This is a genomic window from Stenotrophomonas sp. RG-453 (assembly GCF_033843685.1).
In the GTDB taxonomy this organism is placed as follows: Bacteria; Pseudomonadota; Gammaproteobacteria; order Xanthomonadales; family Xanthomonadaceae; genus Stenotrophomonas; species Stenotrophomonas bentonitica_A.
Map to the genome: position 1 here is coordinate 53976 of NZ_JAMYED010000008.1, position 21114 is coordinate 75089.

Sequence of the window (21114 nt, forward strand, 5' to 3'; positions counted from 1 at the left end):
CGCCGCACGCTGTCAAGCCAACGGCCACCGGCGGCACAACGGCCGTGCGCACATGCGCCGGCGCACTGTCATGAGCCACGCAACACAGCATCCGTGCCATGCGTGCGATCAGCCCGGGCGCACCGCGGGCACCACCGCCAGGGTCAACCGCGACGTGCAGACCAGCTTGCCGGCCGCGTCCTCGATGCGGATGTCCCACACCTGGGTGCTGCGCCCCACATGGACCGCACGCGCAGTGCTGGTGACCGTGCCGGCGCGCACCGCGCGGATGTGGTTGGCATTGATCTCCAACCCGACGCAGACCTCCCTGGTGGTATCCACGCACAGGTTGCCGGCGCTGCTGCCGAGGGTTTCGGCCAGCACGACCGATGCCCCGCCATGCAGGATGCCGTACGGCTGGCGGGTGCGTTCGTCCACCGGCATGGTGGCGCTGATCCAGTCCTCGCCCGCGGCGGTGAACACGATGCCCAGGTGCTCGATGAGCGTGTTGCGGCTGAGCGTGTTGAGCGCCTGGATCGACACCGCGTCGCGGAATACCTGGGGCATGCAGCTTCTCCGTGGGGTTGCAGATTTACAGAATCGGAACCAGCCCGGCGCCGAAGGCGGTGAGCATGCGCACCAGCAGCCACTTCGGCCCGACATTCACCTCGGGGAAATCCCCGACGGCGACGTAGCAGGTGTGGAAGGCCGGGTCCTGCCGCTTGAGCGGATCCGGGCACTCGGGCCCGGGCTGGAACTCGTAATCGGTGGCGTAGCGCCACGGCCAGAAATCGAGCACGGGCAGCGCCTCGGAGGCCTTGCCGACACTGTAGTTCAGGCCGGACAGGACCGGCGGCTTGGCACGCGGCGCGACCACCCAGGAGTTCTGCGGGTGGATGTCGCGCAGGATGCTCTGCGCCAGCGCCTCGGCGAACACCGGGTCATCGATGATCACCGCCCCTTCGGTGTTGTAGTTCTCGCTGCGCGGGTCGAAGTTGTGGGTGCCGATCACGCCGATGCGGCGATCCACCACCATCGATTTGGCATGCAGGCCCATGCGGGCGCCCTTGCGGGTGACCGGCAGCGGCTTGTTGACCGCCTTGGTGCCCAGGAACGAGGGCCGGGTTTCAGCACGCAGCACGCGGCGCTCCACTTCGCTGCCATCGGTACTGCGGCGGCGCCCGCTGGCGCTGTTGCGGTCGGCGTTGCCACGGCGCGGGCCATCGCTGGCACGGCCGTCACTGCCACCGCGCGCATTGCTGCCGGCCGCGCTGCCCCCGAGCAGACTGCTGCGCTTGCCCTGCGACGGCGGCACCTCGGAACCCAGCGGTGCCGGCAGCAGGTTGCGGTAGTCCACCGGGGCATCGAGCGGGAACGGTTTGAACTCGTAGATGTTGAACCCGAGCTCACGCAGGTTGCGGCGTTTGTACTTGTAGGACAGCGCGTAGACGATCGGGTTGTCGGTGGCGGCCAGGCTGTTGGTGGACACCACCACGCGCGGTGCCTGCTCGCGTTTGCGCAGGTCGCGGAACAGGCGCTGCGCCGGCTTGGACAACACCAGATACGGCGTCTGCAGCAGCACCTCGGACTGTGCGCTGGCGATCAGCGCATCCAGCTGCGGCTCGGTCACGTGCTGGCCGTTGGCCGGCTGGCTGGCACGTTCGCGGCGATGCTTGCGCGGCAGATCGGCGACGTACTGCACCGAGGCCACCGGCAGGGCGGTATCGACGAAGGTGCGGCGCACGTAGTCCGGATCGTCGGCCTCTTCACTGACCCGCTCGACCCGCTCGGGCCGCCGGAAGTCGGCCGGCGGCATGGTCGGCACGCCCTGGCGGAGCAGCGTGCGGCCGACATCGTTGAGGCGCTCGGCCGGCACACTGCGCGGCGCGCGCCAGAACGCATCGAAGTTGGCGGCCATCTCACGCACTTCCGGGCCGGCCACGATCACATCGCGGTCGCGGAAGTTGTATTCGCTGTCCCAGTCGTAATAGTCGTCCTGGTAGTTGCGCCCACCGACCACGCCCAGTGCATCGTCGACCACCAGCAGCTTGTTGTGCATGCGCTGGTTGAAACGGCGGAAGCAGCACACCACGCTGGCGGCGTAATCGAAGTAGTTCAGGCGCGCCTTGCCGAAGGTCGGGTTGTAGACCCGCAGTTCGAAGTTGGCATGGCTGCCGGACAGGGCGCCGAGGATCTCCAGGTCGGAGATCGCCGAGAGCTGGTCGATCAGCACCCGCACCTTGATCCCGCGGCGTGCGGCCGCCTGCAGTTCGTCCAGGACCAGCCGGGCGCTGTCGTCCTTGTCGAAGATGTAGGTCTGCAGGTCGATGCTGCGCGTGGCGCTGCGGATCAGGTTCAAGCGCGCGACGAGGGAAACTTCCCCTTCGTCGAGGATGGTAGCGTAGTGCCGCGGCTGGCCGGCGTGCGATTCGGCGAAGGCGCGGCCACCGAGGGCACGCAGCGGCGAATCCAGCGCGCAGCGGTCCGGCTGGGCGCAATCGACCACGGTCGAACGCGCCTGTACGGCGATGCCGGCGGCACGGTCGCGCTCGGCGTTGGACAGCGAAGCACAGCCGCTGCCCAGCAACAGCGTTGCCAGCACCAACAGACGCAGCAATGGGTTCACGGTTTCGGCGCCTCGCTCAGACGCGCACGCAATACAAAGGTCACTCGATCACTCAGGGCAAGCTGCCAGCTGTCCATTCCATACCGGCCACGCTGGACGGTACCGCGGCTGACCACGTCGCAATCATACCCGGCCCGGGCACACTGCGGTGGCTCGACCCGCAGCGTTTCCGGGTGGCTGACCCCGCGCAGGATCAGCCGGCCCTGGATGCTGCCCCCCTTGTCGACCACCTCGGGCCAGTAGGGCAGCGAGTCGAACTCCACGACCGGGTAGCGGGCCGCGTCGAAGAACTCCTCGCCCCGCATCCAGCCGGTGTAGCGCGCCTTGCCGGGAATCTCGACATAGCGGGTGAACATCCGCAGGTGCACCTGGTGGCGGCCGTCGGAGAGCACTTCGATGTTGCCTTCAAAGCGGGGGAAGATGCCCTCGATGCGCTGCCCCAGCCGCGTCCGGATCTCAAACCCGAAGCGCGAGGTGGCCGTATCGAAGGCAAGGGCCTGGCTGGTGGCGGCCGGCACCGATGAGGGCGGGGCGGCATGGGCCGCCCCTGCCATCAACAGCAGCCCGACCCACGCCGCGCGGACTGCCCACACGGGTTACGGCCACCAGAAGGCGGTCAGGCTGGCCACACCCGGCTCGATGGCAGCCTCACGGTCGAAGGCCAGGACCGCGATTCCGCCCGGTGGCATGCCCCGGTAGTCACTGCTGGTGCCCTCGCTCATCAGGGCGACCAGTTGTTCCAGGCCCGGGTTGTGCCCGACCACCAGCAGGCGGTCGACGTCCCGGCGCGCATCGATCAGCCCCATCAAGGTGCCCGGGGTGGCCTCGTAGACGGCATCCTCCAGGCGCTTTTCGACGAAGCCGGTGATGCCCAGCACGGCCTCCAGGGTTTCGCGGGTACGCCGCGACGGCGAGCAGAGCACGCAGTCGGGGAGCAGGTTGTTTTCCTTCAGCCAGCGGCCGGCGGCCTCGGCTTCGGCCAGACCGACCGGCGACAGCGGGCGGTCCAGATCGGCCTGGCCGGTGCTGGCGGCTTCGGCATGGGCGTGACGCAGCAGTATCAGTTCTCGCATGGGATCTCTCGTGTCAGGCTTTCTTCAGCCACTTCAACAGCGGCTCCCAGTCACTCTGGTGCTCGCGCACCTGGGCCGAGCGGTAGTCGAACAGACTCCGTCCCAGCCCGACCATCACCACATAGCTCTGGCTGTCGCGCAACTGCGCAACGACCTCGTAAGGCCAATCGGCCAACATCTGTATCGCCTGCTGCGAGGTCTGCGTCCAGGGTTTGGTGCGGTTGAGCACCAACCCGACCGGCAGGCTGCGGTCATGGACGCGGGCCACGCGCGACAGGCTGTTGAGGAAGCCGACGATGGCTTCGATGTCCAGCGCGGACGGCAGCACGGGAACCACCACCGCATCGGCAACGTCAAGGAAATGCGGAATATCGTCGGCCATCGCACCGGCCGGCGCATCGATGATGACTTCGTCGGTGCCGTCGGGAACCAGTCGTTCCCAGCTCTTTTTGCGGTACACGTCGATCGGCAGCACGGCGCTTTCCAGGACCGAGCGGCGTTGTGCCCAGCGTGTGCTGGAGCCCTGTGGATCGGCATCGGCCAGGACGGTCCGCTTGCCTTCCAATGCCGAATGCGCCGCCAGGTGGGTGGCGACGGTGGTTTTGCCCACCCCGCCTTTGGAACCGGCCACCAGGATCGTCTTCATGCAGGCCTCGCTTCCGGGGAACGTTTCCGCAGCCTACACCGGCGCCTGTGACGGAGATAGTCGCGGCGCTGAACCAGAACCGGCGCCCACGGCTTTGCTATCGTGGATGGTTCCAATGGACTGACCGCCCGCATGAGCGAACTACAGGACCTGAGCGCGCTGATCCGCGCCAACACCCCGCTGATCATCATCGAGACCCAGGATGAAGGCCGGGTGGTGGAGTTGTTCCGGCAGACCCTGATGCATGTCTGGCGCGCCCTGCACCGCTGGTCGATCACCGAGGGGCTGCGCCGGATCGACATGGACCGCGAGGACGACCCGGTCGGCCCGCCCGACGCCAGCGCGGCCCTGCAGATGATCCGCCAGGCCGAGCAGCGCGGCATCTACCTGCTGCTCGATTTCCATCCCTACCTGGGCTATGCCAGCCACCAGCGCGCCCTGCGCGACCTGATCCAGCGGCGCCACTGCCAGGCCCACGTGCTGGTCCTGATCGGGGCCAAGGTGGAGCTGCCGGCCGAGCTGGAAGCGCTGGCCACCCGTTTCAATCCGCGCCTGCCCGACCTCAACGCGCTGTTGAAGATGCTGCGCGAGGAAGCCGAAGCCTATGCCCGCGAACATGGCGGGCGGCGCGTGGAGGTGGACAACGAGGCGGTCCAGAAGATCCTGCACAACCTGCGCGGGCTGAGCCTGGTCGACGCGCGGCGGATCGCCCGCCAGCTGATCTTCGCCGACGGTGCGCTCAGCCAGGACGACCTGCCGCAGCTGGCCCGGCTCAAGTTCGAGCTGCTCAACCGCGCCGGACACCTGCACTACGAATACGACACCACCCGCTTCGCCGACGTGGCCGGTGCCAACCGGCTCAAGCGCTGGGTCAACCAGCGCCGCCCGGTCTTCCTCGGCGGCGCCGGCCCGGCGGGCCTGGACCCGCCCAAGGGCATGCTGCTGCTGGGCGTGCAGGGCTGCGGCAAGTCGATGCTGGCCAAGGCGACGGCCGCCGGTTTCGGCGTGCCGCTGCTGCGGCTGGATTTCGGCAGCCTGTATGACAAGTACCACGGCGAGACCGAGAAGAACCTGCGCGATGCGCTGGCCTCGGCCGAGCAGCTGACGCCGTGTGTGCTGTGGATCGATGAGATCGAGAAAGGCCTGGCCAGTGGCGGCGAAGATGGTGGCGTCTCGCGCCGCGTGCTCGGCCACCTGCTGACCTGGCTGGCCGAACGCAAGGGCACGGTGTTCATCGTCGCGACCGCCAACCAGGTCCATGAGCTGCCGGCCGAGCTGCTGCGCAAGGGGCGTTTCGATGAGATCTTCTTCGTCGACCTGCCCGATGCCAACACCCGGGTGGAACTGCTGCGCCTGCACCTGGGCAAGCGCCAGCTCAACGCCGACGATTTCGCGCTGCCGGCGCTGGCGGCCGCGGCGGACGGATTCTCCGGGGCGGAGATCGAACAGGCGGTGGTCGCCGGGCTGTACGCCGCACACGCCGAATCACGCGGGCTGGATACCCAGCTGCTGATGCAGGAGATCCGCGGCAGCCGGCCGTTGTCGGTGCTGATGGCCGAGCAGGTCACCGCGCTGCGCGAGTGGGCCCGCGGGCGCACCGTCAGCGCGGACGGGTAGCGCCCGACCGTCAGCCGGCTGCCGGCTGCCTGATCATGACGACCCAGGAAGACCGGCCCCGCGCTGCAGCACCCACACCCACGCCGGCAGCGTCACCAGCGACAGCAGGATGCCGTAGCCGACGAGCGCGGCAGCCAGGCGCGGGGCCAGGCGATGTGACATCGCCAGCGCGGCGGCGGTGATCATGGTCGGCATCGCCGACTCCAGCACATTGGCCTGCAGCATCGCACCCTGCAGGCCGAACCCCCACGAGATCGGCAGCGCCAGCGCCGGCATCACCAGCAGCTTCAACAGCAACCCGATGCCCAGCGGCTTGAGCTCGTCCAATGGCAGGCGCAGCTGGATCGAAAAACCGACCGCCAACATCACCAGCGGCAGCATCGCATCGGCCAGCTGCTTCAGCCCGGTGCCGATCCAGCCCGGCGGCTGCTCAGGCATCAGGGTCAGCGCGAACAGCAACGCCCACAGCGGCGGGAACTTCGCGATCCGCAGCAGGATCTGCGCGGCGGTGGGCGGGGTGTCGCCGCTGTAGCGCGCGATCACATACAGACCAAAGGTGGACAGCAGCACGAAGGTGCCGAACTGGTCGTAGACCACCGCATAGGGCAGGACGTGATCGCCTAGCAGGGCACGCACCATCGGATAGCCGATGAAGCTGGAATTGGCCAGCGCCACACAGATCAGCAGCACCGCATGCACATCCCGGGCGAAGCCGAACGCGCGCGTGGCCAGGCTCACCAGTGCGAGCGTGCACAGCATCAACAGCCACGGCGTGGCGACCAGCCCGATCAGGCTGGTGTCCAGATGCAGCCGCGGGACATAGATCAGCACCGCCGCCGGCAGGCACACGTACAGCACGATGCGGTTGAGCACATCGGCCGTGTTCTCCGGCAGCGCGCGCAGGCGCGAGAACGCCATGCCCAGGCCGAGCATGGTCACGATCAGAGCGAATGCGTCGAAAGCCATCGCGACAGCCTAGCCCAATCGCCTGCATGGCATGTTCCGACCATGGTCGAAGCCCGCATCGCCCGCGCTATGGCCGGCCAGCCCGCCTGCACGGGCCGGCCTGCGGAATCATGGCCAGGCCGGTGGCTTCTCGGCCCATGCACGCTGCACCTCGGCCAGCGTGCTGCGCTCGCTGTCGCGCCAACCAGGCAGCAGTTCGGCGTAGCGATCGGCCCCACTCCACTGTTGCGGCTCGGTGCGCACGGCGGCGGCGTACCACTGCACGGCTTCGGTCTTGCGGCCCAGCGTCCACAGCGCCAGCGCGAAGGTGGGCGGCACCCATGCCGGATTCCCGCGCAGCGTGTTCTGCGCCGCGGTCCATTGCACCAACGCCGCGTCGGCCTCACCCAGCCGGAACAGATCCCAGCCGTAGTTCCAGCGCACCGACCGACCGGGCACCGAACTGGCCGATGCGGTCGTCGCGGCCTGTTCGTACAGACTGCGCCCCAACTCGGGCCGGCCCTGCGCGATCGCCACGCCGGCCAGCTGCACGGTCGCTTCCAGGCTCTTGCGGCCGCGCTCGCGCTGCTTCATCAATTGGTCGACGAGCTCCCCGCCCTGGCCCTGCACCACCACCATCGGGGCGGCCGCCACGTCGTTGTCGAAGTAGAACTCCTGCACGGCCGGCAGCGATTGCGCCGACGCGTTGAACACACACGCCCCCATGGCCAGCATCACGCCGGCCACCATCTGTCTTGCAATTGCCATGCAAACTCCCCCAGGTTGTCACAACAACCTCCCCTCCTGATCCTAACCGCAGCATGCGCCGGACACCAAGCGCGGCCGACCAGCGGTCGGCGCTAGCCGGCGCGCCGCCACACCCGCAGGCGGTTGTTGGCCGGCATCGCCACGTCCTCGATCAGCTGCAGGCCCGCCCCCGCCGCCAGCGCATCCACCGCCTCGGCGTCGCGGATGCCCGAGGCCGGGTCCCGCGCCTTGAGCCATGCGTCGAACTGGCGGTTGCTGTCGCTGCTGTACTCGCCATGGGCATTGAACGGACCGTAGATACAGAGCACGGCACCGGCCGCCATGACGGCCGGCAGCCCGGCAAACAGCGCCTGGACGTGCGCCCAGCTCATGATGTGCAGGGTGTTGGCGCTGAACACCGCATCGAACGCCAACGGCGCGTCCGGCGGCAGCGGCCCGAGCCCGGGCGCGGGGGACAACACGGCCTGCAGCGGCCACGGGGCCGGTGTGTTGGGCAGGCCCGCGGCGTCCAGCCGCTCGGCGATGCCCGGCAGGTGATCCGGATGGTCGCTCGCCTGCCACTGCAGGTGGGGCAGTGCCGCCGCGAAGGACTCGGCGTGCTGGCCGGTGCCGCTGCCGATCTCCAGCACCCGGTGGCGGTCGGCGAGGTGGCGCTGCAGCACCGCCAGGATCGGCGCGCGGTTGCGGTCGCAGGCCTCGGACCAGCGTATCTGGCTCATCGCAATGTCACATCGGCAGGGAATCGATGTCCATCCAACCATGACCGCAGTCACTTGTGCCACTGTGCGATGCCACCGAAAGTCGAAGACTTGTCCAACGCCGGCCGCCTGCGCGCCGCCGGCCGTCCTTGGGGGATGTGAGCTGTGCAACGTCGTGAGTTTCTAGCGCTGTCTGGAATGGGCCTGGCGGGCCTGGTACTGCCGCATGGCCGGCTGATCGCCGCCGAGCAGCTGCTCGAACCGGGCGATGTGGGTCGCCGCAAGGCCTTGGCCGAGGCCGCGCTTGCCGCCGCCAAACGCGCCGGTGCCAGCTACTGCGATGTGCGCATCGGCCGGTACCTCAACCAGGCGATCATCACCCGCGAGGCCAACGTCCAGAACGTCACCAACAGCGAATCCTCGGGCATCGGCATCCGGGTGATCGTCAACGGCGCCTGGGGCTTTGCCGCCACCCACCAGCAGACCCCGGCCGCGGTGCTGGCCACGGTCGAGCAGGCCGCGGCGATCGCCCGCGCCAACGCCGGCATCCAGAGCCGCCCGGTGCAGCTGGCGCCGGTGACCGGCGTGGGTGACGTGAGCTGGAAGACCCCGATCCGCAAGAACGCGATGGCGGTACCGATCAAGGACAAGGTCGAGATGCTGCTGTCGCTGAATGCGGCCGCGCTCAATGCCGGCGCCGACTTCATCAACTCCACCCTGTTCCTGGTCAACGAACAGAAGTTCTTCGCCTCCAGCGACGGCTCGTTCATCGACCAGGACGTGCATCGGATCTGGCTGCCGTTCACCGCCACCGCGATCGACAAGGCCAGCGGCAAGTTCCGTACGCGCGCCGGGCTGTCCTCGCCGATGGGCATGGGCTACGAATTCCTCGATGGCGACGCGCGCGGCAAGATCGCGTTGCCGGGCGGCGTGGTCGCCTACCGCGATTCCTACGACCCGGTCGAAGATGCCATTGCTGCCGCCCGCCACGCCCGTGAAAAGCTCAAGGCGCCGTCGGTCAAGCCGGGCAAGTACGATCTGGTGCTGGACCCGTCCAACCTGTTCCTGACCATCCATGAGAACGTCGGCCACCCGCTGGAGCTTGACCGCGTGCTCGGCTACGAAGCCAACTACGCCGGTACCAGCTTCGCCACGCTGGACAAGCGCGAGGCGGGCTTCCGCTGGGGCAGCGACATCGTCAACTTCTTCGCCGACAAGACCGCCCCGGGCAGCCTGGGCGCGGTGGGCTACGACGATGAAGGCGTGAAAACCAAGCGCTGGGACCTGGTCAAGGACGGCATCCTGGTCAACTACCAGGCCACCCGCGATGAGGTGCACCTCCTCGGCGAGAAGGAAAGCCACGGCTGCAGCTACGCCGATTCGTGGTCCAGCGTGCAGTTCCAGCGCATGGCCAACGTGTCGCTGGCGCCGGGCAAGGCCCCGCTGAGCGTGGCCGACATGATCAAGAACGTGGAGAACGGCATCTACATCCACGGCCGCGGCTCGTACTCGATCGACCAGCAGCGCTTCAACGCGCAGTTCGGTGGGCAGCTGTACTACCAGATCAAGAACGGTGAGATCACCGGCATGGTCGAGGATGCCGCCTACCAGATCCGCACGCCAGAGTTCTGGAATGCCTGCAGCGCGATCTGCGATGAGCGCGATTTCCGCTTCGGCGGCTCGTTCTTCGATGGCAAGGGCCAGCCGGGCCAGGTCTCTGCGGTCTCGCATGGCTCGGCGACCACGCGCTTTGATGGCATCAACATCATCAACACCGCACGCAGCCTGGGATGAGCCCGTCCCTGCTCCGTGCCGAATGTCACTACCGCGGCGCACGCATGGCCGCAAGAATCGGCTGTGCCGCCGCGGCGGTCGCCCTGATGTCGCTGTTTCCCTGCCACCCCCACACCGACGTGGAGAGCTGCCTTGCAAAGACGTGACTTTCTCGCCCTGACCGGGCTTACCGCTGGCGGACTGATCGTGCCGTCGTTCTTCGGCAAGGTCATTGCCGCCGAGCAACTGCAGAGCAGCCTCGACCCGGCCCTGAAAAAGCGCCTGGCCGACGCCGCCCTGGCCGCTGCGCGCCAGGCGGGCGCGACCTACTGCGATGTCCGTATCGGCCGCTACCTGCGCCAGTACGTGATCACCCGCGAGGACAAGGTCCAGAACGTGGTGAACACCGAGTCGACCGGCGTGGGCATCCGCGTGATCGTCAACGGCGCCTGGGGCTTTGCCGCCACCAACCAGCTCGGCACCACCGACGTGGCCCGCGCCGCACAGCAGGCCGCGGCGATCGCCAAGGCCAACGCCGGAGTGCAGACCGCCCCGGTGCAGCTGGCTGCCGCGCCCGGCGTGGGTGAGGTGTCCTGGCGCACCCCGATCCGCAAGAACGCGATGGACGTGCCGATCAAGGAAAAGGTCGAGCTGCTGCTGGACGTCAATGCAGGCGCGATGGGCGCCGGCGCCAGCTTCGTCAACTCGATGCTGTTCCTGGTCAACGAGCAGAAGTACTTCGCCTCCACCGACGGCTCCTACATCGACCAGGACGTGCACCGCATCTGGGCACCGATGACGGTCACCGCCATCGACAAGAGCACCGGCAAGTTCCGCACCCGCTCGGGGCTGTCCTCGCCGATGGGCCTGGGCTACGAGTACCTCGATGGCGTCGGCACCGGCAAGGCGGTCTCGCCCAACGGCGTGGTCAACTACCGCAACTCCTACGACATGAAGGCCGATGCGATCGCCGCGGCCAGGCAGGCGCAGGAGAAGCTCAAGGCCCCGTCGGTGAAGCCGGGCAAGTACGACCTGATCCTGGATCCGTCGCACACCTGGCTGACCATCCACGAGTCGGTCGGCCATCCGCTGGAACTGGACCGCGTGCTCGGCTACGAAGCCAACTACGCCGGCACCAGCTTCGCCACGCTGGACAAGCGCGAGCAGCATTTCCAGTACGGCAGCGACAAGGTCAACATCTTCGCCGACAAGACCCAGCCGGGCAGCCTCGGCGCGGTCGGCTACGACGATGAAGGCGTCAAGACCAAGCGCTGGGACCTGATCAGCGAAGGCAAGCTGGTGGATTACCAGACCATCCGCGACCAGGCCCACATCCTCGGCAAGACCGAGTCCGACGGTTGCTGCTATGCCGATTCGTGGTCCAGCGTGCAGTTCCAGCGCATGGCCAACGTGTCCATGGCACCGGGCAAGACCAAGCTGAGCGTGGCCGACATGATCAAGGACGTCGAGAACGGCATCTACATCATCGGCGACGGCTCGTTCTCCATCGATCAGCAGCGGTACAACGCGCAGTTCGGTGGCCAGCTGTTCTATGAAATCAAGAACGGCCAGATCACCCGCATGCTCGAGGACGTGGCCTACCAGATCCGCACGCCGGAGTTCTGGAACGCCTGTACCGCTGTCGCCGATGAAAGCGACTACCGCCTGGGCGGTTCGTTCTTCGACGGCAAGGGCCAGCCCGGCCAGGTCTCGGCGGTCTCGCACGGTTCGTCCACCGCGCGCTTCAACGGCATCAACGTCATCAACACCGCGCGCAGCCTCGGCTGACCGGTCAGGAGCCCCAATCCATGAGTATCTTCACCGAAGCCCAGGCCAAGGCCATCCTCGACAAGGTCATCGCGCTCTCCAAGGCCGATGAATGCACCGCCGTGCTGGCCGGCTCGATCGACGGCAACATCCGTTTCGCACTGAACAATGTCTCCACCAGCGGCATCGTCGACAACACCGAACTGGCCGTCACGGTCGCCTTCGGCAAGCGCGTCGGCACCGCCTCGATCAACGAATTCGACGATGCCGCGCTGGAACGCGTGGTGCGCCGCGCCGAGGATCTGGCCCGCCTGGCCCCGGAGAACCCGGAGTTCCTGCCGGCGATCGGCAAGCAGACCTACCGGCCCAGCCCGACCTTCAGCGAATCCACCGCGGCCATCGACCCGGCCTTCCGCGCCAAGGTTGCCGCCGACTCGATCGCACCGTGCCGTGGCAACGGCCTGATCGCGGCCGGCTTCCTGGAAGATGGCCAGAGCTTCCAGGCCACCGCCAACAGCAACGGCAACTTCGGTTACCAGCGCGGCACCAACTTCGATTACACCTGCACCGTGCGTACCGAAGATGGCCGCGGCTCGGGCTGGGTCGGTCGCAACCTCAAGGATGCCGCCGATTTCAAGGCCGACCAGGACATCCGCATCGCCATGCGCAAGGCCACCGAATCGGCCGAAGCCAAGGCGCTGGAGCCGGGCAAGTACACGGTGATCCTGGAGCCGGCGGCCGCGGCCGGCCTGATCAGCTTCATGATGAACTTCTTCGATGCGCGCTCGGCCGATGAAGGCCGCAGCTTCCTGTCCAGGAAGGGCGGCGGCAACAAGCTGGGCGAGCAGGTCTACGACCCGCGCGTGACCATGGTCGCCGACCCGTGGCACCCCGAAGCCGCCGTGCTGCCGTGGGACAACGAAGGCCAGCCGCGCGAGAAGCTGGACATCATCAAGGACGGCAAGATCGCCAACCTCAACTACTCCCGCTTCTGGGCGCAGAAGCAGGGCAAGACCGCCAACGCGCGGCCGGGCAACCTGCTGATGTCCGGCGGCGACAAGAGCACGGCCGAGCTGGTCCGTGGCACCCAGAAGGGCATCCTGGTCACGCGCACCTGGTACATCCGCATGGTCGATCCGCAGACCGTGCTGCTGACCGGCCTGACCCGCGATGGCACCTTCTACATCGAGAACGGCCAGATCAAGCACCCGGTGAAGAACTTCCGCTTCAACGAGTCGCCGGTGATCATGCTCAACAACATCGAAGAGCTGGGCAAGCCGGTGCGTGTGGCCGGTGACGAATCCAGCCTGGTGATGATGATCCCGCCGATGAAGCTGCGCGATTTCACCTTCACCTCGTTGTCCGACGCGGTCTGATGAACGGTCGTGACGGCCACTGGCCGTCTCCCCGGCTGGCCGGTTGCTCCCGGGAACGTGCGCGGCGATGAACCGCGCACAGTTCCTGCGGCTGATGCTGGGCAGTGCGGCGTTCGCGGCCCTGCCCGCGCCGGCGCGCGCCCAGGCCGGGCGGTACGACTTCTGGTTCACCCGCCTCAAGTACGACTCCGGCGACTGGGACGTGGACGCGCGCATGCCGTCCAACGTGATCACCTCGCTGATCGATTACACCACCCTGCGCGTGGACCCCACCGAGCACGTGATCGCGCTGTCCGATCCGCGCATGCTGGAGGCACCGTTCTGCTATCTGGCCGGGCACAAGCTGGTCGAGTTCAATGCCGCCGAGCGGCAGAACTTCGTGCGTTACGTGCGCAATGGCGGCTTCGTGTTCGTCGATGACTGCAACCACGATATCGATGGTCTGTTCGCGAAGTCCTTTGAAGCACAGATGGCCAAGCTGTTCGGGCCGAAGGCGCTGAACAAGCTGCCCAACAACCACGCGCTCTACCGCAGTTTCTTCCGCTTCCCCGAGGGCCCGCCGGCCACCGGGTTCGAGCTCAATGGCTGGGGCGATGATCTGGTCCACGATTACCTCAAGGGCATCCAGATCGATGGCCGCCTCGGCGTGCTCTACAGCAACAAGGATTACGGGTGCGAGTGGGACTACGACTGGCGCAACAAGCGCTTCCTGGCCGAAGACAACACCCGTTTCGCGGTCAACATCGTGATGTATGCCTTGAACAGCTGAGCTTCTTCCTGCTTTTTCAGCCACGCATGGCGTGGCTCTACGCCGATCCTGCGAGTGCCTTATGACGACCGACCGCCTTGATGCCCTTCTCCCCAAACTGCAGCAGTTGCGCGGCGCGCTCGCCCAGGCGGTGGTCGGCCAGCACGCCGTGGTCGAGCAGCTGCTGATCGGCCTGCTGGCCGGCGGCCACTGCCTGCTCGAGGGCGCGCCCGGGCTGGGCAAGACCCTGCTGGTGCGCTCGCTCGGGCAGGCACTGGAGCTGCAGTTCCGGCGCGTGCAGTTCACCCCCGATCTGATGCCCAGCGACATCCTCGGTACCGAGCTGCTGGAAGAGGACCACGGCACCGGGCACCGTCACTTCCGGTTCCAGAAGGGCCCGATCTTCACCAACCTGCTGCTGGCCGACGAGCTCAACCGCACCCCGCCCAAGACCCAGGCCGCACTGCTGGAGGCGATGCAGGAGCGCACCGTCAGCTACGCCGGCACCACCTATGCGCTACCGGCGCCATTCTTCGTGCTGGCCACGCAGAACCCGATCGAGCAGGCCGGTACCTACCCGCTACCCGAAGCCCAGCTGGACCGCTTCCTGCTGCACGTGCGGGTGGATTACCCCACCGAACAGGAAGAGCGCGACATCCTGCTGCAGACCACCGGCAGCGCCAACGGCAGCGTCCCCAAGGTGATGGAGGCTGACGAGGTCCTGGCGCTGCAGTCAGCCGTGCGCGAGGTCCACATCAGCGACGACGTACTCACCTGGATCACCCGCCTGGTGCGTGCCAGCCGCCCGGGCAGCGACGCACCGGCGGCGGTGAACCAGTGGATCAAGTGGGGCGCCGGCCCGCGTGCCGGGCAATCGCTGGTGCTGGCGGCCAAGGCGCGCGCGCTGCTGCAGGGCCGCTTCGCGGCCACCCGCGAGGACGTGCAGGCGCTGGCGGCACCGGTGATGCGTCACCGCCTGCTGCTGTCCTTCGCTGCCGAGGCCGAGCAGAAGAGCGCCGACGACGTGGTCGCCGCGCTGCTGCAGGCCGTGCCGTTCCCGGGTTGATCCGCACACCGTGAGCCGCAACGTACCGATCGCGATCCCCGCCGATGTCCGCAGCCGCCTGAAGGCGCTGCGGCTGCTGCCACGGCGTGCACGCGGCGCGCACGGCATCGGCCAGCACGCCAGCCGCAGCCGCGGCGCCGGGCTGGAGTTTGCGCAGTACCGCGCCTATGAACCTGGCGATGAACTGCGCCAGATCGACTGGAAGCTCTACGCGCGCTCGGACCGCTTCTTCGTGCGTGAATCCGAACGCGAAAGCCCGATCACGACCTGGGTGCTGATCGATGCGACCGCCTCGGCGCGCCAGAGCGACCGTGCGCGACCGGACTGGTCGCGCCTGGACTACCTCTGCGCCACCGCCGCCTGCCTGGTCGAACTGGCCCTGCAGCAAAGCGACCGCTTCGGCGTGATCGCCATCAGCGGCGAGAGCGTGCAACTGGTCCCCGCCGGGCACGGCCCGCGCCAGCGCGACCGCGTGCACCTGCTGCTGCGCCAACTTCGGGCCAGCGGCACGTGGCCGCCGGTCACTTCCCTGGCCCCGGTCTGGGAGCGGGTGCAGGCCGGCGACCTGCTGGTCGCGCTGGGCGACGGTTTCGACGAAGGTAGCATCGTGCTGCTGGAACGGCTGGCCGCCGCCCGCCGCGAGGTGCTGCACCTGCAGGTACTGACCGCCGAAGAGCGCGATTTCCCGTTCACCGACGGCCACCGCTTCCGCGATCCGGAAACCGGCGAGGAGCTGCTGGGCGATGGCCGTGCGATCCGTGCCGAATACCTGGCCCGTTTCGATACCGCCCAGCGCGCGTTGCAGGCGCGGCTGCAGAGCAGCGGCATCGTGCATGCCACCGGCTATCTCGACCAGCCGCTGGATCAGCCGCTGCGGGCGCTGCTCGGTGCCGGAGGCGGCGCGTGAGCCTGCTGTTTCCGCTCGGACTGCTGGCACTGGCCGCCTGGCTGGTCCCGCTGCTGATCCACCTGGCGCGGCGGCATCAGTACGCGCCACTCGACTTCGCCGCGCTGCGCTGGCTGCAGGCCCGGATCCGGCCGCGCCAGAAGATCCGCTTCGACGAGTGGCCGCTGCTGCTGGTGCGGCTGCTGCTGCTGGCTACACTGGCCCTGTTGCTGGCGCGGCCGGTGCTGCACGGTGGCGCCGCCGACATCCACCCGGTCACGGTGGTCGCCCCTGGTCTGGACGGTACGGCCCTGCGTGGCCAGGACGCGAAGGGAGATTGGCGCTGGCTGGCTCCGGGCTTCCCCGCACTGGCCGATGCCGCCCCGGCGACCGCTTCCGCGCTGTCCAGCCTGCTGCGTGAGCTGGACCAGACACTGCCTGCCGGCGCACCGCTGACGGTGTACGTGCCCGACCCGATGCCCGGACTGGATGGCGAGCGGCCGCGCCTGTCGCGTGCCGTGGATTGGCGGCCGGTGCCGTTGGCGCCGGCCAGCACGCGCACCGCCGCACCGCCGGTGCTACAGGTCGGTGGCGAGATCGCAGAAGGCGAGCAGCGCGTGCTGGCCGCGCTGCAGCGTGCCTGGTCCAACCAGGCGTTGTCTCCTGCCCGCGGTGCCGGTACCGCCCCCGATGCCGGGCAGACCGGCGTGTGGCTCGCCGCTGCGCCGCTGCCTGCTGCCTGGCAGGCGTGGGTGCACCAGGGCGGCAGCGTACTGGTCGCGCCCGGTGCTGCGGAGGCCGGCTGGATGCCCGTCCTGCGCGATGCAGACGGTGCAGTGGTGCTGGAACAGCGGTCCGAAGGACAGGGTCGCCTGCTGCGCTTCGCGTCGCCGCTGACGCCGACGGCCCTGCCGGTGCTGCGCGATCCCGGCTTCCCGCGCCAGTTGCTGGCCGTCCTCGCCGCACCCGCCCCGCCGACCCTCGCCGCGGCAGCGACACAGCAGCCGCTGCGCGGCGGCGCCACGCCGCTGCCCGCACCGCGCGAGCTGAGCCCCTGGCTGCTGGTGCTGATCGTGCTGCTGTTCGCGCTGGAACGGGTGATCGCGACCTCACCGCGCCGCGGAGCCGGCGCATGAACGCTGCCATCCAGCACGCCTGGCAGCGCGCGCGCCGGCGGCAGTGGTGGATCACCACCCTGCTCGCGGTGCCGGCCGCGTTGGCGATCAGCGCGGTGGCGTGGCGGCTGGCCGGCTTCAACGCGGCTACGGTAGTCCTGCTGTCGACGTTGCTGGTCAGCGTCGGCGTGGCGACCTGGCGCGCACGTGGTCTGGATCGCCAATGGCTGGTCCGCCGGTTGAACGACCATCCGGTCGCACAGGACAGTGCCGACCTGCTGTTTGCCCCACCGGCGGCATTGAACCCGTTGCAGCAGCGGCAGCGCACGCATGTCGCCGCCGCCCTGCAGGCGCGCATGCCCGAACTGCGGCCACGCTGGCCGCGCCGGTGGCTGCTGGCCTCGGTGATCACGTCGCTGGTGGTAATGGCACTGGCGCTGAGTTGGCCACGCGGCCATAACGCGGCGCCCCTGTTCCCGGGCGCGGCGGCACCGCCGGCCACACCCGCGCAGCCACCGCAGCTGCGTTCCGCCCGGCTGGAGATCACCGCCCCGGCCTACACCGGGCAGGCCGCGCGTGTGCAGAGCACGCTGGACGGCAAGGTCCCGCAGGACAGCCGCCTGCACTGGTCGCTGCGCTTCTCGGCGCAACCGCAGGCCGCTGCGCTCCAGTTCCACGATGGCCAGCGCATCGCGCTGCAACGCGATGGCGACCAATGGACCACGCAGTGGACCGCCACGCGTCCGGCGCTGTACCGCGTGGTCACCGAGCCTGCCCTGCGCGACACCCGCCTGTACCGGCTCGATGTGGTGCCCGATCGCCCGCCCGTGGTGCGCGTGATCGCTCCCGACCGCAGTCTCGTGCTGGGGACACCCGGCCAACGCCAGTGGCCGCTGCAGTTCGAGGCCACCGACGACTACGGCGTGGTTGCCGCGGCACAGTTGAAGGTCACCCTGGCCCAGGGCAGCGGCGAGAACATCACCTTCCGCGAGCAGACCTTCAACCTCGTCGGCACCGGACCGGCGACGCAGCGGCGCTTCGCGCGCACGCTCGATCTCGCCGCGCTGGGCGCCACCGAAGGCAACGATGTGATCGCGCAGTTGACCGTGCGCGACACCCACACGCCCGGCGCGCAGACCGCCCAGAGCAGCAGCGTGATCCTGCGCCTGCCCAGCGCAGCGGAGATCCAGGGCACCGACATGGAGGGCATGGTCAAGAAGACCCTGCCCGCGTATTTCCGTAGCCAGCGCCAGATCATCATCGACGCTGAAGCGCTGATCAAACAGCGTCGCCAGCTGCCGGCGGAGGAATTCGTGAAGCGTGCCGATGCGATCGGCGTGGACCAGCGGATCCTGCGCCTGCGCTATGGCCAGTTCCTCGGCGAGGAAAGCGAAGGCGGGGCCAAGCCACCGCCGACCAGCGATGCCCTGCCGACCAGTGATACACCGGCGGCCGCGCACGATGACGATCACGATCACGATGGCGACCATGCCAGGACCCAGGCGCAGGCCGGCCACGACGACCACGATCATGGCGCGCCGACCGACGGCAGCGCCCCGGTGTTCGGCAGCGCCACCGACGTGCTCTCCGAATACGGCCATACCCACGATCACGCCGAGGCCGCCACCCTGCTCGATCCCAAGACGCGCGCCACGCTGAAGGCGGCGCTCGATCAGATGTGGTCGTCGGAAGGCGAGCTGCGCCAGGGCCAGCCCGAGCGTGCCCTGCCCTACGCCTACAAGGCGCTGGGCTTCATCAAGGAAGTGCAGCAGGCCGAGCGCATCTACCTGGCACGGGTCGGCCCGGAACTGCCGCCGATCGACGAGAGCCGACGCATGAGCGGCGATCGCGCCGACCTGGCCAGCCGCACCTTGCCACTGCGTGCGCTGGAGGCACCCGACCAGGCCATCGTGCAGGTCTGGCAGCAGCTGGCCGATCCGGCCAGCGCGCCGGATCTGGACGCACTCACCCACTGGCTGCGACGCAATGAAGCGCGCCTGCCGGACCCGCTGAGCCTGGCCGCCGCCATCGAAACACTGCGCATCACCCCGGACTGCGCCGACTGCCACCAGGCCCTGCGCGCGCAGCTGTGGCGTGCGCTGCTGCGGCCACTGCCGCAGGTCGCCCGGCGCAACGCCCCCGATGCCATGGGTCAGCGCTACCTGGATGCACTGGAGGCCACCCCGTGAGCGACCCGCGCTGGATCCTGATCGCGCTGTTCGCCGTGCTGCTGCTGAGCAGCGCGCGTCTGTGCTGGCAGCAATGGCGTGGACCGGCGCGGGCACCCGGTGTGTTCGCCAGCCTGCTGGTGTTGCAGGCCGTGGCGACTGTGCTGCTCTACCTGACCCTGGTGCCACCGATGCAGCGCGTGGCCGGTGGCCAGCTGACCGTGCTGACTGGCGCGGCCGATCAGGTGCGCTGGTCAGCGGCGCCGGGCGAGACCGTGGTCGCACTGCCGGAAGCGACGAAAGTGGCAGACGCCCTCGCCGCGCCCGACCTGGCCACCGCGTTGCGCCAGCATCCCGGTCCCACCTCCCTTCGGTTGATCGGCGATGGCCTGTCGGCCCGCGATCGCGATGCCGCGCTGCCCCGTGGCGTGCGTATCGAATGGCCCAGCGCACCACAGGGCTGGATCGCACTGCAGCCGCCACCGGTTGCTGCGCCCGGTGCGGTGTTCACCGTCCGCGCGCGTGCGCAGGGCGTGCCGAACGCACGCGCCGAGCTTGTGGACCCGGCCGGGCTGGTGGTTGACCGCGCAATGCCAAGGGCCGATGGTCGCGTGCAGCTTGATGGTGTCGCGCGCGTGCCAGGGCAGAGCACGTTCCGTCTGCGCCTGCTGGATGCCGGGCAGCACGTGGTCGATACGCTGGAGGTACCGGTGGACACCGTGGGCGCGGCAGCGCCGCGGCTGCTGATCCTGGCCGGTGCGCCGGGGCCCGAGTTGAAGTACCTGCGTCGCTGGGCGACCGATGCGGGGCTGGCCGTACAAGCGCAGGCCCATGCCGGCGGTGGGGTGTCGCTCGGCGATGCACCGGTCGCGCTCACTGCGGCGACGCTGGCGGCGACGGATGCCGTGCTGCTCGATGAGCGCAGTCTGGCCGGGCTGTCGGCGGTGCAACGCAGCGCGCTGCAGCAGGCGATCCGCGGTGGGTTGGGCGTGCTCGTCCGCACCAGCGGCCCCCTCAACGACAGCGCGCGCCAGGCGCTGCGCGGCTGGGGTATGCCCATCAGCGGCAACAACCAGGCCGCCCCGCTGACACTGCCGGCCGACGCCGATGCCGCGTTGCTGCAGGCACGCCGTGGTCCCCAGCGGCCCGCGTCGGACACCACCACCTACATCGACGAAGCCGACACGGCCTCGCACCAGGCTGCGCTGCCGGTGCTGGAGCGGCTGGGTGTGACGGTCAACGACGCGACACCGCTGCTGCACGATGACAAGGGCAATGCGATCGGCGGCTATCGCCCGCTGGGCCGGGGCCGTGTTGCGCTGCTGCCGGTCACCGACAGCTATCGACTGGTGCTGGCCGGTCGCGACGATCGCCACGCCGAGCTGTGGAGCGGCGTACTGGCCCGCGTGGCGCGCCCACTTCCCGCCGCAGATGCTCCACGCGTCGACTCCGATACCCCGTGGGCCGGCGAGCGCGTAGCGCTGTGCCAGCTGCGGGAACCTGCACAGGTGCGCGCACCGGATGGCGCGCGCATTGCGCTGCGCATCGATCCGGCCAGCGGCGCGGAACGCTGCGCCGGCTACTGGCCGACGCAGGCCGGCTGGCATCAGCTGCAGCAGGGTGAGAGCCGCCACGCGTTCTACGTGTTCGATCCGGCCGCTGCGCGATCGCTGCATCGCCAACAGCTGCGTGAGGCCACCGCACAGCGTCTGGCCGTGGGCACCGCGGCAACGTCGGCCGGCGTGATCGAAACGCCAGGACCGCGTTGGCCATGGCTGCTCGCCTTCGTGCTGGCGGCCGGGCTGCTGTGGTGGATGGAGCGGCGGCGGGGAGCGAGGCCCGCTTGACGCGCGCCGGAGCGAT

The 21114-nt window shown here is 68.8% G+C and carries 18 protein-coding genes; 10 read left to right on the forward strand and 8 right to left on the reverse strand.

Features of this window, described 5'->3' with window-relative positions:
- Positions 1-108: 108 nt before the first annotated feature.
- Genes NJD74_RS15645 through NJD74_RS15665 form a run of 5 tightly spaced genes read right to left on the reverse strand, consistent with a single transcriptional unit; the run spans position 109 to position 4324 of the window.
- Positions 109-546, reverse strand: a complete 438-nt coding sequence (locus NJD74_RS15645) for a hotdog fold thioesterase (RefSeq protein WP_319624544.1) — start codon at positions 544-546, stop codon at positions 109-111.
- Positions 547-571: 25 nt separating this feature from the next.
- Positions 572-2605 (reverse strand): phospholipase D family protein, encoded by a 2034-nt coding sequence (locus tag NJD74_RS15650; protein ID WP_319624545.1) that lies wholly within the window; start codon positions 2603-2605, stop codon positions 572-574.
- Complete coding sequence (locus tag NJD74_RS15655; RefSeq protein WP_051010531.1) at positions 2602-3159, reverse strand: YceI family protein; 558 nt, start codon at positions 3157-3159, stop codon at positions 2602-2604. The genes NJD74_RS15650 and NJD74_RS15655 overlap by 4 nt, the downstream gene beginning before the upstream one ends.
- A 42-nt stretch (positions 3160-3201) precedes the next feature.
- Positions 3202-3678 (reverse strand): histidine phosphatase family protein, encoded by a 477-nt coding sequence (locus tag NJD74_RS15660; RefSeq protein WP_070426355.1) that lies wholly within the window; start codon positions 3676-3678, stop codon positions 3202-3204.
- Between the two features lie 13 nt (positions 3679-3691).
- Positions 3692-4324, reverse strand: coding sequence for a ParA family protein (locus tag NJD74_RS15665; protein WP_019184919.1), 633 nt, complete (start codon positions 4322-4324; stop codon positions 3692-3694).
- A 132-nt stretch (positions 4325-4456) separates the two neighbouring features.
- Here NJD74_RS15665 and NJD74_RS15670 point away from each other — a divergent pair, with 132 nt between their 5' ends.
- A complete protein-coding gene (locus NJD74_RS15670) occupies positions 4457-5941 on the forward strand; it encodes an AAA family ATPase (RefSeq protein WP_070473824.1) in 1485 nt (494 codons plus the stop codon).
- Between the two features lie 33 nt (positions 5942-5974).
- Here the strand turns inward: NJD74_RS15670 and NJD74_RS15675 are convergent, their stop codons facing one another.
- The 3 genes from NJD74_RS15675 to NJD74_RS15685 form a co-directional block, all read right to left on the reverse strand.
- Positions 5975-6907, reverse strand: a complete 933-nt coding sequence (locus tag NJD74_RS15675) for an AEC family transporter (RefSeq protein ID WP_319624546.1) — start codon at positions 6905-6907, stop codon at positions 5975-5977.
- A gap of 108 nt (positions 6908-7015) precedes the next feature.
- Positions 7016-7654: a hypothetical protein gene (locus NJD74_RS15680; RefSeq protein WP_019184922.1), complete on the reverse strand. Its 639-nt coding sequence runs from the start codon at positions 7652-7654 to the stop codon at positions 7016-7018.
- A 92-nt stretch (positions 7655-7746) separates the two neighbouring features.
- Entirely contained in the window at positions 7747-8373 is a 627-nt protein-coding gene (locus NJD74_RS15685; protein WP_019184923.1) for a DUF938 domain-containing protein, read from the reverse strand.
- 144 nt (positions 8374-8517) lie between these two features.
- Between NJD74_RS15685 and NJD74_RS15690 the strand changes: the two genes are divergently transcribed.
- From NJD74_RS15690 to NJD74_RS15730, 9 genes are all read left to right on the forward strand, one after another.
- The gene (locus NJD74_RS15690) at positions 8518-10146 is read left to right on the forward strand and encodes a TldD/PmbA family protein (protein ID WP_319624547.1); all 1629 of its coding nucleotides are present in this window, start codon (positions 8518-8520) and stop codon (positions 10144-10146) included.
- Between the two features lie 132 nt (positions 10147-10278).
- Positions 10279-11913, forward strand: a complete 1635-nt coding sequence (locus NJD74_RS15695) for a TldD/PmbA family protein (protein WP_019184927.1) — start codon at positions 10279-10281, stop codon at positions 11911-11913.
- A 20-nt stretch (positions 11914-11933) separates the two neighbouring features.
- On the forward strand, positions 11934-13268 hold the full coding sequence (locus NJD74_RS15700) for a TldD/PmbA family protein (RefSeq protein WP_070473830.1): 1335 nt from the start codon (positions 11934-11936) through the stop codon (positions 13266-13268).
- Between the two features lie 67 nt (positions 13269-13335).
- Positions 13336-14037: a DUF4159 domain-containing protein gene (locus tag NJD74_RS15705; protein ID WP_070473832.1), complete on the forward strand. Its 702-nt coding sequence runs from the start codon at positions 13336-13338 to the stop codon at positions 14035-14037.
- A gap of 61 nt (positions 14038-14098) precedes the next feature.
- Positions 14099-15082 carry a MoxR family ATPase gene (locus NJD74_RS15710; protein WP_019184930.1) on the forward strand — a complete coding sequence of 328 codons (984 nt, stop codon included), beginning with the start codon at positions 14099-14101 and terminating at the stop codon, positions 15080-15082.
- Positions 15083-15092: 10 nt separating this feature from the next.
- Positions 15093-15989: a DUF58 domain-containing protein gene (locus tag NJD74_RS15715; RefSeq protein ID WP_070473836.1), complete on the forward strand. Its 897-nt coding sequence runs from the start codon at positions 15093-15095 to the stop codon at positions 15987-15989.
- The gene (locus NJD74_RS15720) at positions 15986-17104 is read left to right on the forward strand and encodes a BatA domain-containing protein (RefSeq protein WP_319624548.1); all 1119 of its coding nucleotides are present in this window, start codon (positions 15986-15988) and stop codon (positions 17102-17104) included. Before NJD74_RS15715 ends, NJD74_RS15720 begins: the two co-directional genes overlap by 4 nt.
- Positions 17101-19272 (forward strand): hypothetical protein, encoded by a 2172-nt coding sequence (locus NJD74_RS15725; protein WP_102788801.1) that lies wholly within the window; start codon positions 17101-17103, stop codon positions 19270-19272. Before NJD74_RS15720 ends, NJD74_RS15725 begins: the two co-directional genes overlap by 4 nt.
- Complete coding sequence (locus tag NJD74_RS15730; RefSeq protein WP_070473843.1) at positions 19269-21098, forward strand: hypothetical protein; 1830 nt, start codon at positions 19269-19271, stop codon at positions 21096-21098. The genes NJD74_RS15725 and NJD74_RS15730 overlap by 4 nt, the downstream gene beginning before the upstream one ends.
- The last annotated feature ends 16 nt before the right edge of the window (positions 21099-21114 follow it).